Annotated in this window: 16 protein-coding genes; 4 read left to right on the top strand and 12 right to left on the bottom strand. The window is 58.3% G+C overall.

Going from position 1 to position 18,480, the window contains the following annotated elements; genetic code table 11:
- Positions 1–83: 83 nt before the first annotated feature.
- The 7 genes from AC07TV_RS11540 to AC07TV_RS11510 form a co-directional block, all read right to left on the bottom strand.
- Positions 84–713 carry a class I SAM-dependent methyltransferase gene (locus AC07TV_RS11540; RefSeq protein ID WP_494648505.1) on the bottom strand — a complete coding sequence of 210 codons (630 nt, stop codon included), beginning with the start codon at positions 711–713 and terminating at the stop codon, positions 84–86.
- A 66-nt stretch (positions 714–779) separates the two neighbouring features.
- Complete coding sequence (locus AC07TV_RS11535) at positions 780–1,424, bottom strand: SOS response-associated peptidase (RefSeq protein WP_494648504.1); 645 nt, start codon at positions 1,422–1,424, stop codon at positions 780–782.
- 140 nt (positions 1,425–1,564) lie between these two features.
- Positions 1,565–2,776, bottom strand: a complete 1,212-nt coding sequence (locus AC07TV_RS11530) for an MFS transporter (RefSeq protein ID WP_494648503.1) — start codon at positions 2,774–2,776, stop codon at positions 1,565–1,567.
- A gap of 135 nt (positions 2,777–2,911) precedes the next feature.
- Positions 2,912–3,376 (bottom strand): PaaI family thioesterase, encoded by a 465-nt coding sequence (locus AC07TV_RS11525; protein ID WP_494648502.1) that lies wholly within the window; start codon positions 3,374–3,376, stop codon positions 2,912–2,914.
- 310 nt (positions 3,377–3,686) lie between these two features.
- Positions 3,687–4,340 (bottom strand): PEP-CTERM sorting domain-containing protein, encoded by a 654-nt coding sequence (locus AC07TV_RS11520; RefSeq protein WP_494648501.1) that lies wholly within the window; start codon positions 4,338–4,340, stop codon positions 3,687–3,689.
- A gap of 210 nt (positions 4,341–4,550) precedes the next feature.
- Positions 4,551–4,847, bottom strand: a complete 297-nt coding sequence (gene cowN, locus AC07TV_RS11515; protein WP_226497657.1) for a N(2)-fixation sustaining protein CowN — start codon at positions 4,845–4,847, stop codon at positions 4,551–4,553.
- 93 nt (positions 4,848–4,940) lie between these two features.
- Entirely contained in the window at positions 4,941–5,621 is a 681-nt protein-coding gene (locus AC07TV_RS11510) for a Crp/Fnr family transcriptional regulator (RefSeq protein WP_494648500.1), read from the bottom strand.
- A 224-nt stretch (positions 5,622–5,845) separates the two neighbouring features.
- Between AC07TV_RS11510 and AC07TV_RS11505 the strand changes: the two genes are divergently transcribed.
- Positions 5,846–6,328 carry a glutathione peroxidase gene (locus tag AC07TV_RS11505; protein WP_494648499.1) on the top strand — a complete coding sequence of 161 codons (483 nt, stop codon included), beginning with the start codon at positions 5,846–5,848 and terminating at the stop codon, positions 6,326–6,328.
- 25 nt (positions 6,329–6,353) lie between these two features.
- On the opposite strand, the gene AC07TV_RS11500 is transcribed toward AC07TV_RS11505, so the two are convergent.
- Entirely contained in the window at positions 6,354–8,951 is a 2,598-nt protein-coding gene (locus AC07TV_RS11500; RefSeq protein ID WP_494648498.1) for a response regulator, read from the bottom strand.
- Between the two features lie 271 nt (positions 8,952–9,222).
- Positions 9,223–9,603, bottom strand: coding sequence for a hypothetical protein (locus AC07TV_RS11495; RefSeq protein ID WP_494648497.1), 381 nt, complete (start codon positions 9,601–9,603; stop codon positions 9,223–9,225).
- 316 nt (positions 9,604–9,919) lie between these two features.
- Between AC07TV_RS11495 and AC07TV_RS11490 the strand changes: the two genes are divergently transcribed.
- Both AC07TV_RS11490 and AC07TV_RS11485 read left to right on the top strand, forming a co-directional pair.
- On the top strand, positions 9,920–11,965 hold the full coding sequence (locus AC07TV_RS11490) for an AsmA family protein (protein WP_494648496.1): 2,046 nt from the start codon (positions 9,920–9,922) through the stop codon (positions 11,963–11,965).
- Between the two features lie 426 nt (positions 11,966–12,391).
- Entirely contained in the window at positions 12,392–12,820 is a 429-nt protein-coding gene (locus AC07TV_RS11485) for a group II truncated hemoglobin (protein ID WP_494648495.1), read from the top strand.
- Positions 12,821–13,455: 635 nt separating this feature from the next.
- Here AC07TV_RS11485 and fliD read toward each other — a convergent pair.
- From fliD to AC07TV_RS11470, 3 genes are all read right to left on the bottom strand, one after another.
- Positions 13,456–14,454, bottom strand: a complete 999-nt coding sequence (gene fliD / locus AC07TV_RS11480; RefSeq protein WP_494648494.1) for a flagellar filament capping protein FliD — start codon at positions 14,452–14,454, stop codon at positions 13,456–13,458.
- Between the two features lie 440 nt (positions 14,455–14,894).
- Complete coding sequence (locus AC07TV_RS11475) at positions 14,895–16,598, bottom strand: ATP-dependent nuclease (protein WP_494648493.1); 1,704 nt, start codon at positions 16,596–16,598, stop codon at positions 14,895–14,897.
- Between the two features lie 9 nt (positions 16,599–16,607).
- Positions 16,608–16,943, bottom strand: coding sequence for a nuclease-related domain-containing protein (locus AC07TV_RS11470; protein ID WP_494648492.1), 336 nt, complete (start codon positions 16,941–16,943; stop codon positions 16,608–16,610).
- Between the two features lie 383 nt (positions 16,944–17,326).
- On the opposite strand from AC07TV_RS11470, the gene AC07TV_RS11465 reads away from it, so the two are divergent.
- On the top strand, positions 17,327–18,442 hold the full coding sequence (locus tag AC07TV_RS11465; protein ID WP_494648491.1) for a hypothetical protein: 1,116 nt from the start codon (positions 17,327–17,329) through the stop codon (positions 18,440–18,442).
- The last annotated feature ends 38 nt before the right edge of the window (positions 18,443–18,480 follow it).

Raw genomic sequence — 18,480 nt, 5'->3', positions numbered from 1 at the left:
GGCCGTGATCATCAAGCCGGGCTGCTGCGCTCGTATGGCCGTAAACAGGTCGCCAGAATACTGACTTTTTCCGGCGCTGGCAGCTATTCGGGACCGAGCAGATGGATGGCCGTGACGCCGTGTTCCGAAACGTATCGCTGGTCGACGCGTAGCGGCTGTCCGGCGACCACGGTGTCGAGCCCGCCGGAGGCCATGAAATGGCGATAGTTGCCAAAATGCTCGGGGCCTGCACTGATTTCCATGAGCCTGATCAGGTGGTGCCAGACCTGCCCCATCAACCAGGGGTAGGGGCCGGGGTGGTAGTCGATCAGCATGATGCGGCCATCCGGCTTGACGACGCGTCGGCTCTCCTGCAATACGGCAGGGCGGTCTTCGGGTGACATTTCATGAAGCACGAAAATGACTGTGACCAGATCGAAGCTGCCCGCCGCGAAGGGAATTTGCGTCGCCTCCCCGACCTGCAGTTCGGCCGCCGTGCCCAGCTTGTGCGCGGCCTGCGCCAGCATTGCCGGTGAGCTGTCAAGGCCGACCAGCCGGCAACCGGGTTTTTGGTAGAGGGCAAGCTGGGTGCCGGTACCGCAGCCGACGTCGAGGATCGCGATGTTTTCCCGCGGCGGGTAAATGAGCTGGCCAATGTCGCGGACAATCCGCGCCGCAGGTTCGTAGAGCAGGTCGTAGAACCTTGCATGGTATCGGTAGGTGTCCTGCTGCATGGCAAGCCGCTCCTTGGTGCAGTCATACAACTATGTAACGAGCATCACCTTTTTATAGACCGCTATCTAGGCGAAGGCGAGCGACAGCTGTGGCGAGGGTTGCGCCGCGATGATGGCTTCCATTGTCAGCGCGTGCTGTGATGGGGCGTCGAGGAGCGCGGCGAAATCGGCCTCGGGAAAGTCGCCGTGGTCGCTCAGCCAGAAGCTGCATTCGTCATGATCAAGAATGACCGGCATGCGGGGGTGAATCAGGCCGACGGCGGCGTCGGCAGCGGTGGTGAGAATGGCGCAGGTAGTTCCGGCCAGTGGGTGGTGGTCAAAGATGCCGGCGAATATCAACAGATCGCCAGAGGCCTCGCTGATACGCATTTTCTGTTTTCCACCGGTCAGCGTCTGCCATTCGTGAAAAGCCGTGGCGGGGATGAGGCAGCGGTTTCGTTTCAGGATCTTGCTGTAAAACGGCTTGCTGGCCAGCCCTTCGGCGGGCAGGGTGAGCAGCGGGTTGCGCGGGGGCTGGTCGAGAAAGCTGCCGACCAGCCCCCAACCGGCAAGGCTGCCGACAAAACCGGGGCTGCCGGCGGTGATCATCAGCACCGGGTCGTTCGGCTGCATATCGCCGCTGCGGGGCGGTTCGCCGTGGCCAAGGTGAAGTTGCGGAAAGCGCCTGTTCAGTGCCCTGGTCCTGGCCTTGAGTTCGTAGCATCCGCACATGGCGGCGTCTCCGGGATTACGATATACAGTAGTTTATACAGTATTTTTGAGGTGCACAAGGCCGATTTTTTCGGCGCGCCCGATTAGCGACGCGGCGTTCCATTTTTGGCTGTTTTTTCCGGTTGACCGTGGAAGTCGGGCTAGGTGTTCTTGCCGTGCATGTCGATGCGCGAGACGAACCAGATGGCGACCAGATTGGCCGCGACGGCGACGTAGCCGACCTGCGCATAGCCGACGATGCGGCCGCTGGCGTCGAGCGAGGTGAGGAAGCCGGCCAGCGTCGTGGCCAGGCCCATGGCCAGCGACTGCGTGGTGGCGTTGAGCGACATGAAGGTGCCGCGCAGTTTGGGCTGGGCCGACGAGGCGATGATCGCCATGGCCGGGATCATGCGCCCCGAGATGAGCACGAAGAAGCTGGCCGAGATGATCAGCCAGCCCCACAGCGGCAGGACGCCGGCGTGGGTGAGAACCAGCGTCGGGATCATGGCGAGCAGGGCGACCAGCCGATAGACCTCGACCTTGCCGTGCTTGTCGGCCCAGTGCCCGATCAGCCGGGCGCTGATGAAGGTGGCCGAGCCGCCGACCAGATAGACGATGGGGATGTCGGTCTGGGCGATGCCGACGTTATTGACGGCATAGACCGTGATGTAGGGAATGATCGTGAAGCCGGAAAAAATGATCAGTGCCGAGAAGAGCAGGGCGCGCAGGTGGTTGGCGTCGCCGAGCACGCTGAAGGTCGCCGAGAGCAGATGGGCGCGCTTTTCTTCGCTGATGTGGTGGCGCAGTTCGGGCAGGAAGCGCAGGCCGATGCCGAGGAAAACGACGGTCAATGCGGCGATCAGCACGAAGGGCGCGCGCCAGCCGAAGTGGTTGGCCAGCCACAGCGAGAGGGGCACGCCGACAATGGTCGAAATCGAAAAGGCGCTCGACACCACGCCGCTCGCCCGCGCCCGCCGCGAAAAGGGGATGGCGTCGGCGATCATCGTCTGGACCAGCGCCCCCATGATGCCGCCGAAGACGCCGGCCATGCCGCGCGCCAGGATCAGCGTCGAATAGCCCGGCGCCAGCCCGCAGGCCAGCGTTGCCACGCCGAACAGCGTGAACACGATGAGCAGCAGGCGCTTGCGCTCGAAGAGATCAACAAAGGTTGCCGCCAGAATTCCCGACACCGCAGCGCTGAAACTGTAGGAGGCGACGAGCAGCCCGAACTCGTTCGTGCCGATGCCGAAAGCCGCCATGAGGATAGGCCCGAGCGGCATCATGATCATGAAATCAAGAATGTGGCTGAACTGGATACCGGCCAGGGTCAGCAGGAAAAAGCGTTCGGTACGGGGGGTGAGCGTGGTGGACATGGGGGCGGGAAATACGGCGTGGGCGGCAAGGATACGCTGCCCGGGGCGGCAGGCGATAGCGTCGACCGCGTTGCTCCGAATAATTCAATGAAAGCGTTTCAGGCAGCCCGCTCCGCTGCCTGAAAGCGCAGGCTATCAGCTCGCCACAAAAGTATCCGGCATCTGCAGGGCGATCACCTCGCCGCGCGCCGTGGCCACGCCGTCGGCGTAAACCGTGGCCTCGACGACGACCTTGCGGCCCTTGATTTCCTTCACCTTGCCGCGAATTTCGAGGACCGGGCCAAGCGGCGTCGGCTTGAGGTAACTGACCTGCAGCGAGCCGGTGACGAAACGAAAGGCCGGCAGGCTGTCCATGCTCCGGTTCTCGGCCTTGTACATCGCGGCGGCCGCTGTTCCCGTGCCGTGGCAGTCGATCAGCGAAGCGAGCAGGCCGCCATAGACAAAACCGGGGATCGCCGTGTGTTCGGGGCGTGGCTGGAAATGGGTGACGGTTTCATCGCCCTCCCAGAAGGTCTTGATCTGATGCCCGTGCTCGTTGTTGCGGCCGCAACCGTAGCAATGGGCGAGGTTCTCCGGGTAGTAATCCTGAAAGGCCTGCATGCTGTCTCCTTATTGTTGGCAAAGCAGCATCGTAGGCGAGGCGGTGCTCAGCGGCCACTGCTCAGTCAGACAGATGGCGTGCAAATTCGGCCACTAAAGTAGCCGTAGCGGAGTCTTGCTGTGATGACCACCGAATTGCATCGGTTTCGACCATGCGAAGAAGCCAATTTGACCGGGCCAGGTCGAACGGCAACTTGGTGCCCAAAGCGGACCATTGTTCGCCGCTCGCATTTGCCCTTCGGGCACGAAAATCTGAAAACTGAAACAGGAGGCAACGCTCCCGCTCGTCTCTGGCTCAGTTATGCAAGCTTCAATTGCTACGACGACGAAAGATACCTCCAAACAGACCGAGGCCAGCCAGCATCATGGCATAGGTGCCCGGCTCAGGGACTGATGCAGCAATTGAACTTACGGAGAACTGCAATATTGTCCCCGTTTGGCCACCATCCCGTTGTAGCCAACCGTAGTTCAGTGAAGAATGCGCGTCAAATGCGCCTACATCGTAGATCAAGGGTAGATCGGTGCTCGTCAATACGCCCGTGTTCCCAGGCTTGGAGTGAAGTACGAACCCGAAACTGCCATTTGGCAGAGGTGTTCCATCGACCGAAAGTGGGTAGCCACCTGAAATATCGATGCCGTCTTCGACGTTACCTCCAAAGTTGTTGACTACCCTGATACCTAAGCTGGTTGATGCCACTTGGTGGCCAGCCACATTTGCCACGATCTTACTTGGTGCCCCGAACTGGTAGTAGGCCATCGTGGAATTGGCATACGAGGGGGTTGTCATCGGATCATAGATAAAACTGCCTGAGAATTGCCTACCGACACTCACGCCCGACAACGAACCGTCCGTATATGTGACAGTGGCTGCAAAGCTAAATTTAGATGGGCTAGCTTGCGCCACGCCTGAAGCAACCGAAAGAACAATGGCCGCGCCAACTAGATGCTTGAATAAATTTGCCATAACTACTTCCGCAGAGAGATAAGCTGGCAAGTGTAGTTACCGCGTGTGAATTAATTATGATGTCGTCGTTACCGCTTTTTGGCAGTTTTTGGCCGAACTCTGCCTTATAACGATAGTGTGGCTCCATGCCGAGCTGGTCATGTTCCGCAGCGGGAGCGGAATTTCATTTTTGGCGCATTTTTTCGGTTGACCGTGGAACTGGCGGAAAACTCAGCAGCACTCTTCCTCGATCTGCAGCAACAGGCCAAGGGCCTCGCTGTCGTTCCAGTGCTCAAAAAAATCTCGAAACTGGTTGATGTTGGAGTGGATCAGAAACAGGTCGTCCGGCTTGGTGACAGCGTTGCCGGCGCGTTTTTTGGCGAAGTATTCCCAGAAGGCATTGCTGCGGCCCGGGATGGCCAGTTGCCGGTCGAGATATTCCATGAGCCGGCGGGCATTGCCGGCGCAATCGATGTCCTGGAAGCTGACGTAGCGGTCGGTCTTGCGGCAAGCGCATTGTTGAGACATGGCGTTCTCCCTGAAGGTTGTCGGGAAGAACTTTAGCTGGATGGCTAGCTGGCTGTCCGTCGGCTGGCCGACGTTTTGATTCAGGGCGGGACTTTATGGCAAAGGCGAGCAGCGCGCCTTGAGCGCGTCGAGCGAGGGCACGAGCAGGCTGCGCCGGCTCTGGCGGAGCAGCACACCTTCGCGCTCCCACTGGTTGATCAGCGAAGAAATGCTTTGCCGCGTCGTGCCGAGCAGGCTGGCGATGTCCTGCATGCTGAAGTCGAGCGGCACCAGCCAGCCGTGTTCCTGACGCAGGCCGCGCCGTTCGGCCAGTTGGCAGAGAAAGCGGGCGAGCCGGGCCGGCACTTCGCGAAAGGCGAGGTCTTCGATGAGCCCGACCGCGTTGCTCAGCAGGCGACCCATGACGCGCATCATGATCGGCGTTACCGACGGGTCGGTGGCCAGCTTGCGGGTGAAGGTCGGTGTGTCGATGAGCCAGATGCTGGTCGGCACCACAGCTTCGACATAGGTCGGCGTATGCGTCGTGTAGATGTCGCCGGCTTCGAGAAAACTCAGGTTGAGTTCGCGATTGTCGCCGGCCAGATAAACCCGCAAACGACCGGATTGCACCATGAGTACCTGATTGTGCGGGCTGTCGGGCGTCGACAGCAGGTAGCCTTTGGGCACATCGCGCAGCGTGAAGCCGTCGAGCAGCCCGGCCGCCGCCTTGCCTGGCGCTTGGGCGGCAAAATCGGGTCGGGCGAGATGGGCGTGGGCGTGCATGAAGAAGCTCACGCAAGAGAAATGCCCGAAGCCAAGTGATTGATTTGGCGTTATTGTTTTTTGCGGCCGCCGGCAATTGCCGGCTTTGCGACAGCCTCGCCGAGGCAAGCCCGACAATCCTCGCCCGGAAATTTCGCGGGTCCCGCCATGAATTGTCGAACCAAGGTCACCATCGGCACTCAGAATACCTGACCCAACCGCCAAACCGCGCCAGCAGAAAGGCCAGACCAATTCCCATGAGCCAAACCCTTTACGACTTCAGCGCCCAGCGTCTGAACGGCGATCAGCAAAGCCTCGACGCCTATCGCGGCAACGTCCTGCTCATCGTCAATACCGCCAGCCAGTGCGGCTTCACGCCACAATACGCCGGCCTCGAAGAACTCTACCGGCGCTTCAAGGACCGGGGTCTTGTTGTTCTCGGCTTTCCGTGCAACCAGTTCGGTGCGCAGGAACCGGGCGATGCCGAAGCCATCGGCCAGTTTTGCCAGACCCGTTTCGATGTGACCTTCCCGCTCTTCGCCAAAGTCGATGTCAACGGCGACCACGCCCATCCGCTCTACGCCTGGCTCAAGCACGAAGCGGCCGGCATTCTGGGGACCGAGGCGGTCAAATGGAATTTCACCAAATTCCTGGTCGACCGGGAGGGCAAGGTGGTCCATCGCTATGCCTCGGCCAGCCGGCCGGAAGAGCTGGTCGAGGCGATCCAGGCGCTGCTTTAATCGGCCAGCCGGGGAGCAATCCTGCTCAGGTCTGTCGCCCGGCCGACAACCATTTCAGCAAGGTCTGGTACAGGCGTTCCGGGCGGACCGGCTTGGCGAGATAGTCCTTCATTCCCGCCTTGAGGCAATCTGCCCGGTCTTCGGTAAAGGCATTGGCCGTCATCGCGATGATCGGCGTCTGCTGGTTGAGTGATTCGGCAAGAATTGCCCGGGTTGCCGACAAGCCGTTCATGACCGGCATCTGAACATCCATCAGGATGGCCGCATAGGTCTGCTGAGCGGCCCGCTCAACGGCCTGTTCGCCATTGTCGGCAACATCGACGAGCAGGCCGACGTCCTCGAGTATGTCGCGGGCGACTTCCTGATTGATCGCTTCGTCTTCGACGAGCAGGATGCGTTTGCCCCGATGCTCGCGGCGAATCCGGCTCGCCTCCGATTCGGCAAGCGGCTCACTTGCATTGGCCGCCGCCTTGGTGGATTTCGGCAGGCCTATCTCGAACCAGAAATTGCTGCCTTGCCCAAGCCCGCTGTCGACGCCGATTTTCCCGTCCATCAGCCCGATCAGGCGTTTGCTGATGGCCAGGCCGAGGCCCGTGCCGCCGTATTTTCGGGTCATCGAGTTGTCCGCCTGAACGAACGGCGAAAACAGCCGCGTCTGGTCGTCGGTGCTCAGACCGATGCCGGTATCGATGACTTCGAAGCGCAGCAGCGCATTGTCCGGACGCGATTCGCGCTCGGTGACGCGGATGGTCAGGCTGCCATGTTCGGTAAATTTGATGGCGTTGGCCGCCAGATTGATCAGCACTTGCCCGAGGCGCAAGGGATCGCCAACCAAGACCAGGTTGCCCAGACCCGGTGCCAGAATGGCTTGCACTTCAAGTCCCCTGGCCTGCGCCTTTTCGCCAAGAAGGTTGAAAATGCTGTCGATGATCGGCTGAAGAGTGAAGTCGGCTTTCTCGAGAACGAGCCGGTCGGCCTCGATCTTGGAAATGTCGAGGATGTCGTTGATCACCGAGAGGAGGTGGTCGGCGGCGAACCTGGCCTTGTCGAGCTGATCCTTGCCTTTCGGATCGGTCATCCGGAAGCTGGCCAGCCGGATCATGCCGGTGATGCCGTTGAGCGGGGTGCGCAGCTCGTGGCTCATGTTGGCGAGGAAGGTGCTCTTGGCGCGGCTCGCCGCCTCGGCCGCATCCTTGGCGGCATGGAGTTCGGCCGTCCGCGCCTCGACCAGTGACTCCAGATGGTTGCGGTAGGCGTCGAGTTCGCGCTCCGACTGCTTGCGTGCCGTGATGTCGCGGGTAACCGCCAGATGGGCGATTTCACCGCCCATCTGAATGGGGACGGCGTGCGACTCCATGATGCGGCGTTCCCCATTGATCCCGATGATGGCGAATTCGCACATGGCACGCTGGCCGCTTATTACCTTCTGGTGCAGTTCGCTGAAAGTCTGGCGATCCTCCGGCGCAACCAGATCGAGAACTCGATGGCCGGCCACCTGATCGAGCGAGGTGGCGGCGATCATGTCCAGACCGGCCGGATTCATCTCTACCAGCCGTCCATCCTTGTCCAACAGCTTGACGCATTCCGGCTCGGTCTCGATGATTGTCCGCAACCTGCCTTCGCTCAGCGTCAGGTGCAGCCGGTCCTGTTCCGAACGCCCCAGCATCCTGAACAGGAAGGTGCCAAGCAGCGCCGAGAGCAGGAAGAAGCCGGCCGCCATGGCCGTGGTTTTCAGTGTTTCCCGGCGCCAGCCGGCCAGGTAGCTGTCGCTTGGAATGGCGACGATGGCCAGTATGGGGGCATTTTTCAAGAGCCGGAACGAAGCGGTTTTATCGAATCCATCCGACGAATTGGCGGTATGGAAGGTGGCGGATTTGACGCCCGATTCAAGCAGCGAGCGAAGCTCCTCTGAAACGGTGGTATTGCCCAACTGAGCCACCGGCAGGTTGGGGGCCGGCGGGAAACGCGCGATGATCCCCAGATCCTCGTCGCGCAGGATCAAGACGCTGTTCTGGGGGAGTTGGTACTGCGTCAGAAGGTCGGCAAAATAGCTGATGGCAATCGGTGCCGAAACCACACCGGCAAAGCGCCCATCCCGGTCGTTGAAGCGGCGCGAAAAATTGACGATGTATTGCTTGGCGACCCGCCCCACGCGGGGCTTGCGAAAATACATTCCGCCGTCAGCATAATTCTTGTGGTGGTTGAAATAATCACGGTCAGCCCAGGAAACGGCCTCCTTCCTGTTCACGCCAGTGCCGAGAAAAACCAGGCCGGAAGCATCGGCAATGCGCAGCCCTTCAAGTTCGGGAAGTCGCTCATGGCTGCGCGCAATCAGTCTGTTGATCGCCGCTTCATCAATCCCGCCCGCCGCCAACTGCTGCTCCAGTTCATCGACAATGGCGTGCAGGACCAGGTCGATGCTGCGAATGCTGCCGGAAACGGACTGATCCAGCGAACGCACAACATTTTGCGTCTGCGTTCGGGGCTGCTCTTCGTAAAGCGCCATGCTGCGCTCGACCGAGAAATACGCCAGGACAAAAACCAGCAGATTGGCGCCGACCAGCCCGGCAACCAAAAAAAGTCGAGCCCGTTGGGTTGGCGTCATGCTTCGAAAACCGGTCATGTATATTGCTGCAGCAATGTGTTCAGGCAGTGGGCAAATGGCGTATTCGGTATTTTGTCAGAACTGGCCGTATTGCCCCTCGATTTTTTGTGGCTATTGGAGAGTTATTCCACGCTCGAGCGGTCATGCACATGGCTGCCCCGGGGAGAAAGGCAATCCGCCGCCATCGGACCGGCCGCAATAGCGCCTGCCGGACATTTCATTTTTGGGCAAAATTTCCGGTTGACCGTGGGAGCTACCGTCTTCCGTGGCGCCGGGCGCCCGCCGTCGCTTAATCGGCGCCCGAAGTCGGACCCAGCTTGCCGCCCGAAGCCATCACCCGATCGCTCAACGCCTGCAGCGTTGCCTGCGCATCGGCCGCCGCCTCCTGCATCTCGTCAGCCGTCAACGGCCGAACCAGCGCCTCCAGCTCGATGCGCTGAATGTTCGGGCACTTGCCGACGACGCCCTGGACGATGCTGTCCACCTTCTTCGCACCCAGCCCGAACAACACCTTTTCCAGCACAAAAACGCGGACCACGAAGATGTCCTCCGCGCTTTGCGCCGATGCCTGCACCGCCTCGATCTCCTTGCGCAGATAACCGCGGAACCTGAGCGCCGTGACATCGGCCGGCACCTGCAGGATGGAAGAACGGAATTGGCCTTGGATCATGGTTGGGCTGAAAACGCGAAAGCGCCGATTCTCGCAGAAGGACGGGGACGGAGAAAGCCCGGGTTTTTGGCCATGGACAGCGAAGCAGGCGGTTGAGGCCTTGGCGTCAGCACATCATGTTGCGCTAGTCGGCGATGCGCAAGCGCTTAGCGGGCGTGAGTTGCCTTGGCCCGCAATTGCTTTTCGCCTGGTCAATCCGGTTGACCGCGGGATTCGTGGCAAGGCGTTGGCGCCCTCATTTACTATTTATCCAAACGTATTTTTCACGGGCTGCTAGTCTGAAAACAATGTCGAAACAAAAACGAGGTGATTTGGCATGACCGTTGTTCGCAAACTGGGGATCGTCGTTGCCGTGCTGGTCGGCTTGCTGGTCGTCGCGGCCGGCGTGTTGTACGCGCTGTTCGACGAAGCGGCGATCAAGCGCCAGCTGGTCGAGCAGGTGGCGGCGAAGACCGGCCGGCAACTGACCATCGGGGGCGAGCTTGGCCTTTCGGTCTGGCCCGATGTGGCGGTTCGCGTCGGGCAGGTTGGCCTGTCCGAAGCCGACGGTCGTAGCGAATTTCTCAAACTGGCCTCGGCTCGCATCGCCGTTGCCGTCATGCCGCTGCTCAGCAAGCGGCTGGAAGTCAGGCGCATTGAAATCGATGGTTTGACCGTCAATCTCGTCAAGCACAAGGACGGCTCGCTCAATATCGACGACCTGGCCGGCGAAAAACCGGCGCCCGGCGCAACGCCGGAAGCAGCGGCCGGCAAGCCGGGCGAGCCGCTGGAAATCGACGTCGCCGGGCTGGAGTTGCGCAATGTGCGCATCAGTTGGCACGACGAGGCGAGCGGCAAGGCCTCCGAAATTTCTGACCTCGACCTGTCGACCGGCGCCTTGTCCGGCAATACCGGGAGCAAGCATTTCGCGGTCGAAAAACTCAAGTTGGCGACGCAGGGCAGTTCCGGCCCCGACCATTTCGTGCTCGCCCTGGAAACGCCGGGCGTGGTGCTGACGGCAGGTGAGGCCAGGGGCGAGACGGTGACTTTCTCAGCGACGCTGGAAAGCGCCGGCAAGAAGGTGGCGGCGAAAATTTCGCTGCAGGATCTGGCCGGCTCGCTCGACGCGCTGACCATCCGCAACCTCGCTTTCGGGCTCGACGGCAAAGTCGGCGAGGCCGCGTTCAAGGCCGATCTGAGCTCGCCGGTGAGCGTCAATGGCAAGGACAAGATCGTCACGCTGGCCAAGCTGACCGGCAGCCTCGACGTGAGCAGCCCGGCGTTGCCCATGAAGCAGGTCAAGCTGCCGATGGACGGTCGATTGACCGCCGACATCGGCCGCCAGCGGGCCGACTTCGCCCTCAAGACCCGTCTCGACGACTCGCAAATGGACCTCAAGCTGCTGGTCGAGCGCTTCTCGCCACTGGCGCTGGATTTCACCCTCGGCATCGACCAGCTCAACGTCGACCGCTATCTGCCGCCGAAAAAGGCCGGGGCAGGCGGCAGCGCGACTGCCAAAGCCGAAACGGCCGGGGCCGAGGCCAAGATCGATCTGTCTGCGCTCAAAGGCCTCGACCTCAAGGGCGCCATCAAGATCGGCCGACTGCAGGCGCACAAGCTCAAACTGAGCGGGCTCGACGTGCAGATCGAGGCGGCCGATGGTCGGCTGCAAGTCGCGCCGCTGCGCGCCAGCCTCTACGGCGGCTCGCTTGACGGAGCGCTTGCAGTCAACGCCGCCAGCAACCAGTTTTCCCTGCGCCAGAACCTGCGCGGCATTGATATCTCGCCGCTGCTCAAGGATCTGGCCGACAAGGACATACTCGAAGGGCGTGGCAACGTCTCGCTGGATGTCACGACGCGCGGCGACACCGTGTCTGCACTCAAGCGCGGGTTGGCTGGCCAGGCCGCACTCGACTTGCGTGACGGCGCCATCAAGGGCATCAACGTGGCGAAACTGCTGCGCAGCGCCAAGAACTTGCTCGGTGGCAAGCAGGCGGTGAGCGGCACCACCGATACAGCGGAAAAGACCGATTTTTCCGGGTTGACCGCCAGCTTCAACATAGACGGCGGAGTGGCCCGGAATAACGACCTGTCGCTGAAATCACCCGTCGTGCGCCTGGCCGGCGAGGGCAACATCGACATCGGGCACGACCGGATCGACTATCTCGCCAAGGTCAGCGTAGACGATTCCCTGACCGGCCCCGGCTCGGAACTGGCGCAGCTCAAGGGCATTTCCGTACCGCTCCGCCTGCGCGGCCCGTACAGCCAGATCGCCTACACGCTGGAACTCGACAAACTGCTCGTCGAAGTCGCCAAGAGCCAGCTCAAGGAAAAGGCCAAGGAAGCGCTGGGCAAGGAGTTGCAGAAACTGTTCGGGAGATAGGGCGCCAGGCTGAAATTCGGTTGCTTCGGATGATTGGTTACCCTGTTTGTCCGAAGCAGAGCGAATCGAGGGGCGGCTTCCACGGTCAACCGGGACAAATGGCCAAAATTGAAATGACGAGCCCGCCAGCGAAAACACCCGACAAGGCCGGGTGTGTCATTTATGGCAAAGCGCACGCCAATAGCTGTCACGCCTGGCAAGCCTGATCAAGCGGATTTCCTCGTTTCGCCGCACAAACTCGCGGCATTCGCCCGTCTGGGGCCGACTTTGAGCACAGACGCCGCTCCGGCATGCATGTTGCTGTTGGTTTGCCCTCAAGCCACCCCGTCGCGAATCGCGCGGCAAATTCGCGGTGAGCCTGATGGAAGCGCCACGGCGGCCATCAAGGCATGGCAAAAGGGCAGGCGCGACACTTGAGAAAATGACATGGAAACAATCGACCAAACCACCGAAACACCCTATCAACGCATCGGCGGCGAGGCCGCCATCCGCAAACTGGTTGACCGCTTCTACCAGCTGATGGACGAGCTACCCGAAGCCTATACCGCACGCAAAATTCACCCGCAGGACCTCACCGAATCAGGCAACAAGTTTGTCGATTTCCTCTCCGGCTGGCTCGGCGGCCCGCAGCTCTACGTCGAAAAATACGGCCCGCCCATGCTCCGACGGCGCCACATGCCCTACGCCATCGGGCCGGAAGAGCGCGACCAATGGCTCATGTGCATGAAGCTCGCGCTCGCCGAGTCAGTCGCCGACGAACCCCTGCGCGCCGCCCTGTACGAGCAATTCGTCCGCATCGGCGAATTCATGCGCAACCGCGGCGAAAACGTCCCCTCCTGCGGTTGCGGGCACTGACTATTCGCCCCTCGGCGGGCGTTCAAAAAAGACCAGGTGTCAGTTTTTCTGGCGATTGCCGTGCCGCGCTGGCGCGGTTTCCACGGTCAACCGGAAAAAATGGCCAAAATTGAAAAGGGGAGAAATCCCCGGCCCCAAGCGGGCCGCGCAGTATTTTTTTAAACGACACATATTATTTGTTGCATTGCAGCAATTTTCTGCGACAATAGGAACTGTCTCCTCCATCTCCTCCAAGAAATGGATTTATGCCCGCCTAGAGCGGGCATTTTTTTGTCCGGATCAACGACTCACAGAGAGAACCGGGGCGCTTTGGCACCATTCGCCAGGACAAAAAAGAAGCCCGTCTAACGCGGGCTTTTCAGATGGTTTGTCTCCTCCACCCGAATCAATCTGGCTCGGTCGGACGTCAAGCGTCCAAGGGGAGCCGAATTATCGTTGGGTGAATCGGTTTTGTATAGGTGAATTTGCAACCTCGGCAACGCTGCGGAAGGCGAGACAAATCGTCAGAAAATTCGCCGTGACAGCCGCATATCCGGTTTGCTTAAACGTAGGGGGCGATCTGTATGATCGCTGGCGACCGCGTTTAATTCGACCCTGGCCTCTTTGTGGTTCTTTTTACACAAAAATCAGCCCGTTCATCCAACGCCGTGAACCGCGTTGTAGTTGGCCAAGGCCTTGGCCACCTGCCCGGTCGGTGTCGCCGGGTCACCCAGGCCGAATTCGGCCTGCAAGGACGTCATGTTGGTATCGATGTAGCTGATCGCGCGCGTCAGATTGTCCAGCCGGTTGGTAATGAAGTTGCCGGCCGAGTTCAACAGCTCAGCCGACTTGGCGAAATTGGTCGTGAATTGGTGCAGCGCGCCGATTGCCGCCGTCTTGTTGCTGGCCAGCGTCGCATCCAGCCGGGCGCTATCGACGGTCGCCAGCTTGGTCACCGGATCGATGCTCAGGCCGAGATCAGCCATGCCATGCACGCCGTTCATCGCGCCATTGAACGGATTGGCGATACTCTGCTCCAGTTCGTACTGCGACACCTTGGCCGCCTGCGAGTCCGCCAGCATGCCGCCATCCTGCAACTCGCTGCCGAAACGTTGCATCCAGCCATTGTAGGCATTGGCAAAAGCCTGCACGCTGCCGCGGATTTCTTCGTTGCTGGTCGACACCGCCGTGCTGCCCAGCTTCACCGCCTCCTGCTGCAGCGTCGACACGTAGGATTTCATGTCGCTCAATTCAGACGATTCCGCCTTGAAATTGACGGCAAAGCGGTTGATGCCCGTCATCATCCTGTAGGCCGACTCCGGGTCAAACAGCGCCATGTTGCGCCCCGCGGCCGACACGCCATTCGTGCCACCCACGCCCGCGGCACCGCCCAGCAGGGCATCCAGAGAGGACGTGCCAGCCGTTTTGCCGGCACCGAGAATGTCGGCAAAATTCGCCGCGCCCGACACCTTGCCCGAACCCGTCGCCGATGAGACCAGCAAGCCGACCGTCTGCGATTCGACATTGGCAATCTGCAACTTCAGCGATGACAAGAAATCCGTCGCCTCAGCCGAACCCGCCGCCGGCGTCGTCGCCGTGCCGCCCAGGAGTTTCGAAATATCGAAACCGTTACCGTTAATTCCATTGACCGACATATCGCCTCCAACCGTTGCCGAGGGCCAAGAACCCTCGTCCTGCTTCACACCCAACTACCAGCAAAAACCACACCCGTCTGCCGCAGTCCCTTGGCTCTTAGTGGCGCAAAACCGGACCACCCGGCCGGGACCGCCTGCCGCACAAAGAATCACGAGGCAGCACGACGCACCGGGCGCAATTACCCCGACCCATCGTAGACCTGAACGCCGGCGGCTCGTTCGCGGCAAGGCAGGTGTATTTTGCCGAGCGACCGGCAAGAGCGGTTCTCCGAAGCCGACTGGTCCAAACGTTCGGCGGGCAAAATGGATGGGGGCAGAGCCTGATTTTTACGCGCAAAAAAGCCGGGACAGGCCCGGCTGATTTTGTTTTTGGCTGTTTTTTCCGGTTGACCGTGGGGGTCAGAAAAACAAATTCACTCTGACCCCTATTATGCCGGAAGCTATCGAATGGAGTTCCATTTTCGGATCTGAGAGCAAAGAGTCTCGACTCTCTCGCTTAAATCAAGAGTGTTTTGCATATTATCCTTTGTCATTTTTTGAGTGAGCTGCTCGGCTAATAACGTCTTTTTTGTAGAATATTTTTTTCCGAGTCCTGCTGTGTGTGAGTCAAGGTAATCAAAGAAACACTCATATTGACCAACATTGGTTGCTACATCTGTTCCAACAATATTTGAAACTAAGGTGCTCGGTATATAATTTTCAATTTCCTTACCACGAGTTACCCAGCATAAACAATTGCTATTTTCGAGCTCATTAATAATTCGAACCTTTGTTTCATTCAGCTTGGATGATCTTCCTCGCTTGTCACTGTCCATTAAAAGTGCCGAATTTTTATTCACCCGAAGTATTGCCAGCATGTCATCTAGACTATCTACATCCGGGGTTTCGCCGGAAAGGTGTGACAGCAATCGACCGCCATAAAAAACACATTGATAGTGCATTCCCTCTTTTAACGAATCATTAGACCATAGACTAACAAACTTATTAATATAAATTCGGTCAGATGGTCCTTCAACCCAAATTATACCGTTTGCTTGAAGAAGGTCGCTTGCGCGAACATCAAGATCATCTAGAATATTTTTGCTATGAATGTAGGTAATGACTTTATTGGCTAATGACTCTTTGCCGTTATGGGTGACATGGATAATTTGAGCGCTCTCGTCATTACCAAAAACGTCGATCGCAACATTTGAGTGCGTTGTAATAAATAAAATATGATTGTTTTCGATGCATGCCTGACGTAGATAGGCAAGAAGTCTTCGTATTACTGCAGGGTGTAGATTATTTTCTAGCTCCTCAAAACAGAAAATGTATTTTCCCTCTTGCGGGGTGACTACTGGAATTAAATGCAAAAAACACAAAACCAGAATTATGGTTTTTAGCCCGCTTCCTGATTCGGATAGAGGTATTCTGCCTTTATGCTCTTCTTCAAGATAAATTTCCCAATAGCCATTCGTTAGTTTTTGACAAACAATATCGGTAAACACTGAATCTGGATTTAGTACTGTGTTAATTTCGTTTAGAAGTATCTTTTCTACCAAATCACTTCTGTGTGAAACATGGTTTATGAGAGTTTGGATTAAGTTGGTGCATCCTCTGCCATCACCGTTGATGGTTAAGTCTTCAAAGTTTTCAGGTTCTGGCAGTATGTTTCTTTCTGCATGGAGCCTTAATGGTAAAAAACCAACAAGTGGCGATTGTTTTAATCCGGCTAAGCGTTCCTTATATCCGCCAACAACTTCTCTATTCATTCTTTTGAAATGGTTTTCCGCATTCTCGTCAAAAGACAAGAACCTCCTAGAATTGTATGCATCAATGCTCCATGATATTTTCGTTCCGATTAGGGGCTTTCCGAATTCAAAATGATTCTGACCTGGAATGCCGCCTCCGCTTGTGTTTGAAGGAAACGTTGAAATTATGTCGCCGTCAGTTAACTCGGAGGTAAATATAACTTTGCTTGCTTCTAGTCCGTGCCATTGGTTCTTTGGTATTTCAATTTTTGGCTTTGTTGAATAGTAAACAAGGTCTAGTAGAGATGATTTACCTGAGTTATTTCGCCCAACAACCAAATTAATAGGTTTTATTTCATCGAACCCTTGGGCAATAACCCCGAAACATTTAAAATTTGAGGCTTTTATGGACATATTGATGTGCTATTCGCGTAATTGGTTAGAAGTTTTTGGCTGTTTTCTGGAGGCTGTTAGTGAGAGCGTAACAATAGTTGTCGGACTCCTGTTGTCGTTGCTGTCGCTCTGCCGGTCGATGTCGCGGATGGTGTCGAGCTTCCAGTCCTTGACCTCGAGCACCAGCAGGCCGCGGCGCGGGTTGAAGACGACGAAGTCGGGATGCACGTTGCGCGGGCCGAGCGGTACGTCGTACCAGAGCAGCCAGTCGTCTTCGAGCTTTTGCTCGAGGCGGTATGCCAGGCGCCGCTCGCCGCCTGTCATGTTCGACACGCAGGTGCCGATTGCCGGTATCAGCGCAGCCAAGGCCGTCCCCTATGCTTTTGTATTCGGACGATTATGCCATTCAAAAGCTGCAGCAAGTTTTGCTAATTTGCCTGGACCGTGAATTACCAAACGAAGAAAGCTAGTGTCCAGATCGTCGCCATCCGGCCGACTGGCCATCGCATGGCAATCCCGGCATTTCTCGGTTGGTGAGATTGAGCCGTTTGGATCATTTGTCTGTCATCAAATTTCCTCCTTGCAGTTGATAAAAATCCCATCGAATAGGGGCTCGTGTTGGCATGCCCTGACAGGACAAATACGGGGGGTAAAAAATGATTTCAGATTGGCGTGGGCGCATATGTTGCCTTGCAACACGGAAACAAATTGTCGGCAAATGCGTGTTAGCCGCTATGCAGCGACACGCCATGCGCTGGCTTGGCGTCCTGATGCTGGCGCTCTGCGCCAGTTTGCCGGCAGACGCAGCGACTTTGGTAAATGGTGGAACGGTGTCTGGCGCGATTGGCATGGCAGGTGGGCTGGACAGCCATGTCTTTGCGGCGAACGCCGGTGAGAACGTCTGGTTGCGCATCGTGGATACTGGGAACTCCGATTTTCAGCCAAAGATGACCGTGTATGGCCCCGGTGGAACACTGATCGGAAGCGACTATGACAGCGATGTGGGCAAGCTGGAATTCACGATTGCCAGTTCCGGAACCCATGCCGTTGTTGTCTCGGATGCGGTCGGCACGCATACCGGAACCTACACGCTGTATCACGTTCGGGTACCAGGGGCGAACGAGGGCGGGCAACTGATCAATGGCGGTGCCGGTGCGGGCACGATCGATCTGGGCGATCTTGATTCATATACGTTTACGGCGAACGCTGGTGAGAGCATCTGGATGCGAATCGCCAACACCGGAAGCAGCGTTTTTCAGCCCAAGGTTACGCTGTATGACCCGGCAGGTGCCCGGGTTGCCAGCGGCTACAGCAGTCAGGTCGGTGATGTTACCTACACGCCGTTGATCAGCGGGGTGCATACGGTTGTTGTTTCAGACACCGTTGGGACGCATGCCGGAGACTATAAGCTCAATCTGGCGATTGCTCCCCGTGCCAGCGAAGGCGGAACGCTGTTCGATGGTGCAAGCAAGGTGGATGCGATCGATCTCGGCGACCTTGATTCCTACACGTTTTCCGCCAATGGGGGGGAAAGCATCCAGATCAGGATCAGTGATACGAGCGCCAGCGCTTTTTATCCAAAAATGACGCTTTACGGCCCCGGTGGCGGTTATCTGACCAGCGTTCGGGGTGATATCGAGGCAACGCTGTCCCGCCAGTTAACGCTGGCGGGAAACTATACGGTCGTGGTTTCCGATTCCGGTAATGGCAATGCGCAGAGCGGGAGCTACTCGATCGTTTTGACCGGAGCCGGGGGCAGCGAGCCGGATACGAGTGGCGACGTGCCGCTCCCGCTCTGGGCACTGGCCCTGCTGGCCGGCTTGTTGGGCGAAGGCCTGCGCCGGGGACACAGGCTCCCGGGCTAGGTTGGGAGTCTGGCGCGGTGAGCTTGTGCTCTCCCGCC

The sequence above is a fragment of the Azonexus sp. GW821-FHT04F04 genome (assembly GCF_059420025.1).
The sequence above is the reverse complement of the archived record's forward strand: the minus strand, read 5'-3'. Positions and strand labels throughout refer to the sequence as shown.

Coding starts and splice junctions, on each gene's coding strand:
- AC07TV_RS11530 (WP_494648503.1), bottom strand. CDS start 2,776: ATGTCCACCACGCTCACCCCCCGTACCGAACGCTTTTTCCTGCTGACC.
- AC07TV_RS11475 (WP_494648493.1), bottom strand. CDS start 16,598: ATGTCCATAAAAGCCTCAAATTTTAAATGTTTCGGGGTTATTGCCCAA.
- cowN (WP_226497657.1), bottom strand. CDS start 4,847: ATGTCTCAACAATGCGCTTGCCGCAAGACCGACCGCTACGTCAGCTTC.
- AC07TV_RS11490 (WP_494648496.1), top strand. CDS start 9,920: ATGACCGTTGTTCGCAAACTGGGGATCGTCGTTGCCGTGCTGGTCGGC.
- fliD (WP_494648494.1), bottom strand. CDS start 14,454: ATGTCGGTCAATGGAATTAACGGTAACGGTTTCGATATTTCGAAACTC.
- AC07TV_RS11485 (WP_494648495.1), top strand. CDS start 12,392: ATGGAAACAATCGACCAAACCACCGAAACACCCTATCAACGCATCGGC.
- AC07TV_RS11540 (WP_494648505.1), bottom strand. CDS start 713: ATGCAGCAGGACACCTACCGATACCATGCAAGGTTCTACGACCTGCTC.
- AC07TV_RS11495 (WP_494648497.1), bottom strand. CDS start 9,603: ATGATCCAAGGCCAATTCCGTTCTTCCATCCTGCAGGTGCCGGCCGAT.
- AC07TV_RS11525 (WP_494648502.1), bottom strand. CDS start 3,376: ATGCAGGCCTTTCAGGATTACTACCCGGAGAACCTCGCCCATTGCTAC.
- AC07TV_RS11535 (WP_494648504.1), bottom strand. CDS start 1,424: ATGTGCGGATGCTACGAACTCAAGGCCAGGACCAGGGCACTGAACAGG.
- AC07TV_RS11520 (WP_494648501.1), bottom strand. CDS start 4,340: ATGGCAAATTTATTCAAGCATCTAGTTGGCGCGGCCATTGTTCTTTCG.
- AC07TV_RS11465 (WP_494648491.1), top strand. CDS start 17,327: ATGCGCTGGCTTGGCGTCCTGATGCTGGCGCTCTGCGCCAGTTTGCCG.
- AC07TV_RS11505 (WP_494648499.1), top strand. CDS start 5,846: ATGAGCCAAACCCTTTACGACTTCAGCGCCCAGCGTCTGAACGGCGAT.
- AC07TV_RS11500 (WP_494648498.1), bottom strand. CDS start 8,951: ATGACCGGTTTTCGAAGCATGACGCCAACCCAACGGGCTCGACTTTTT.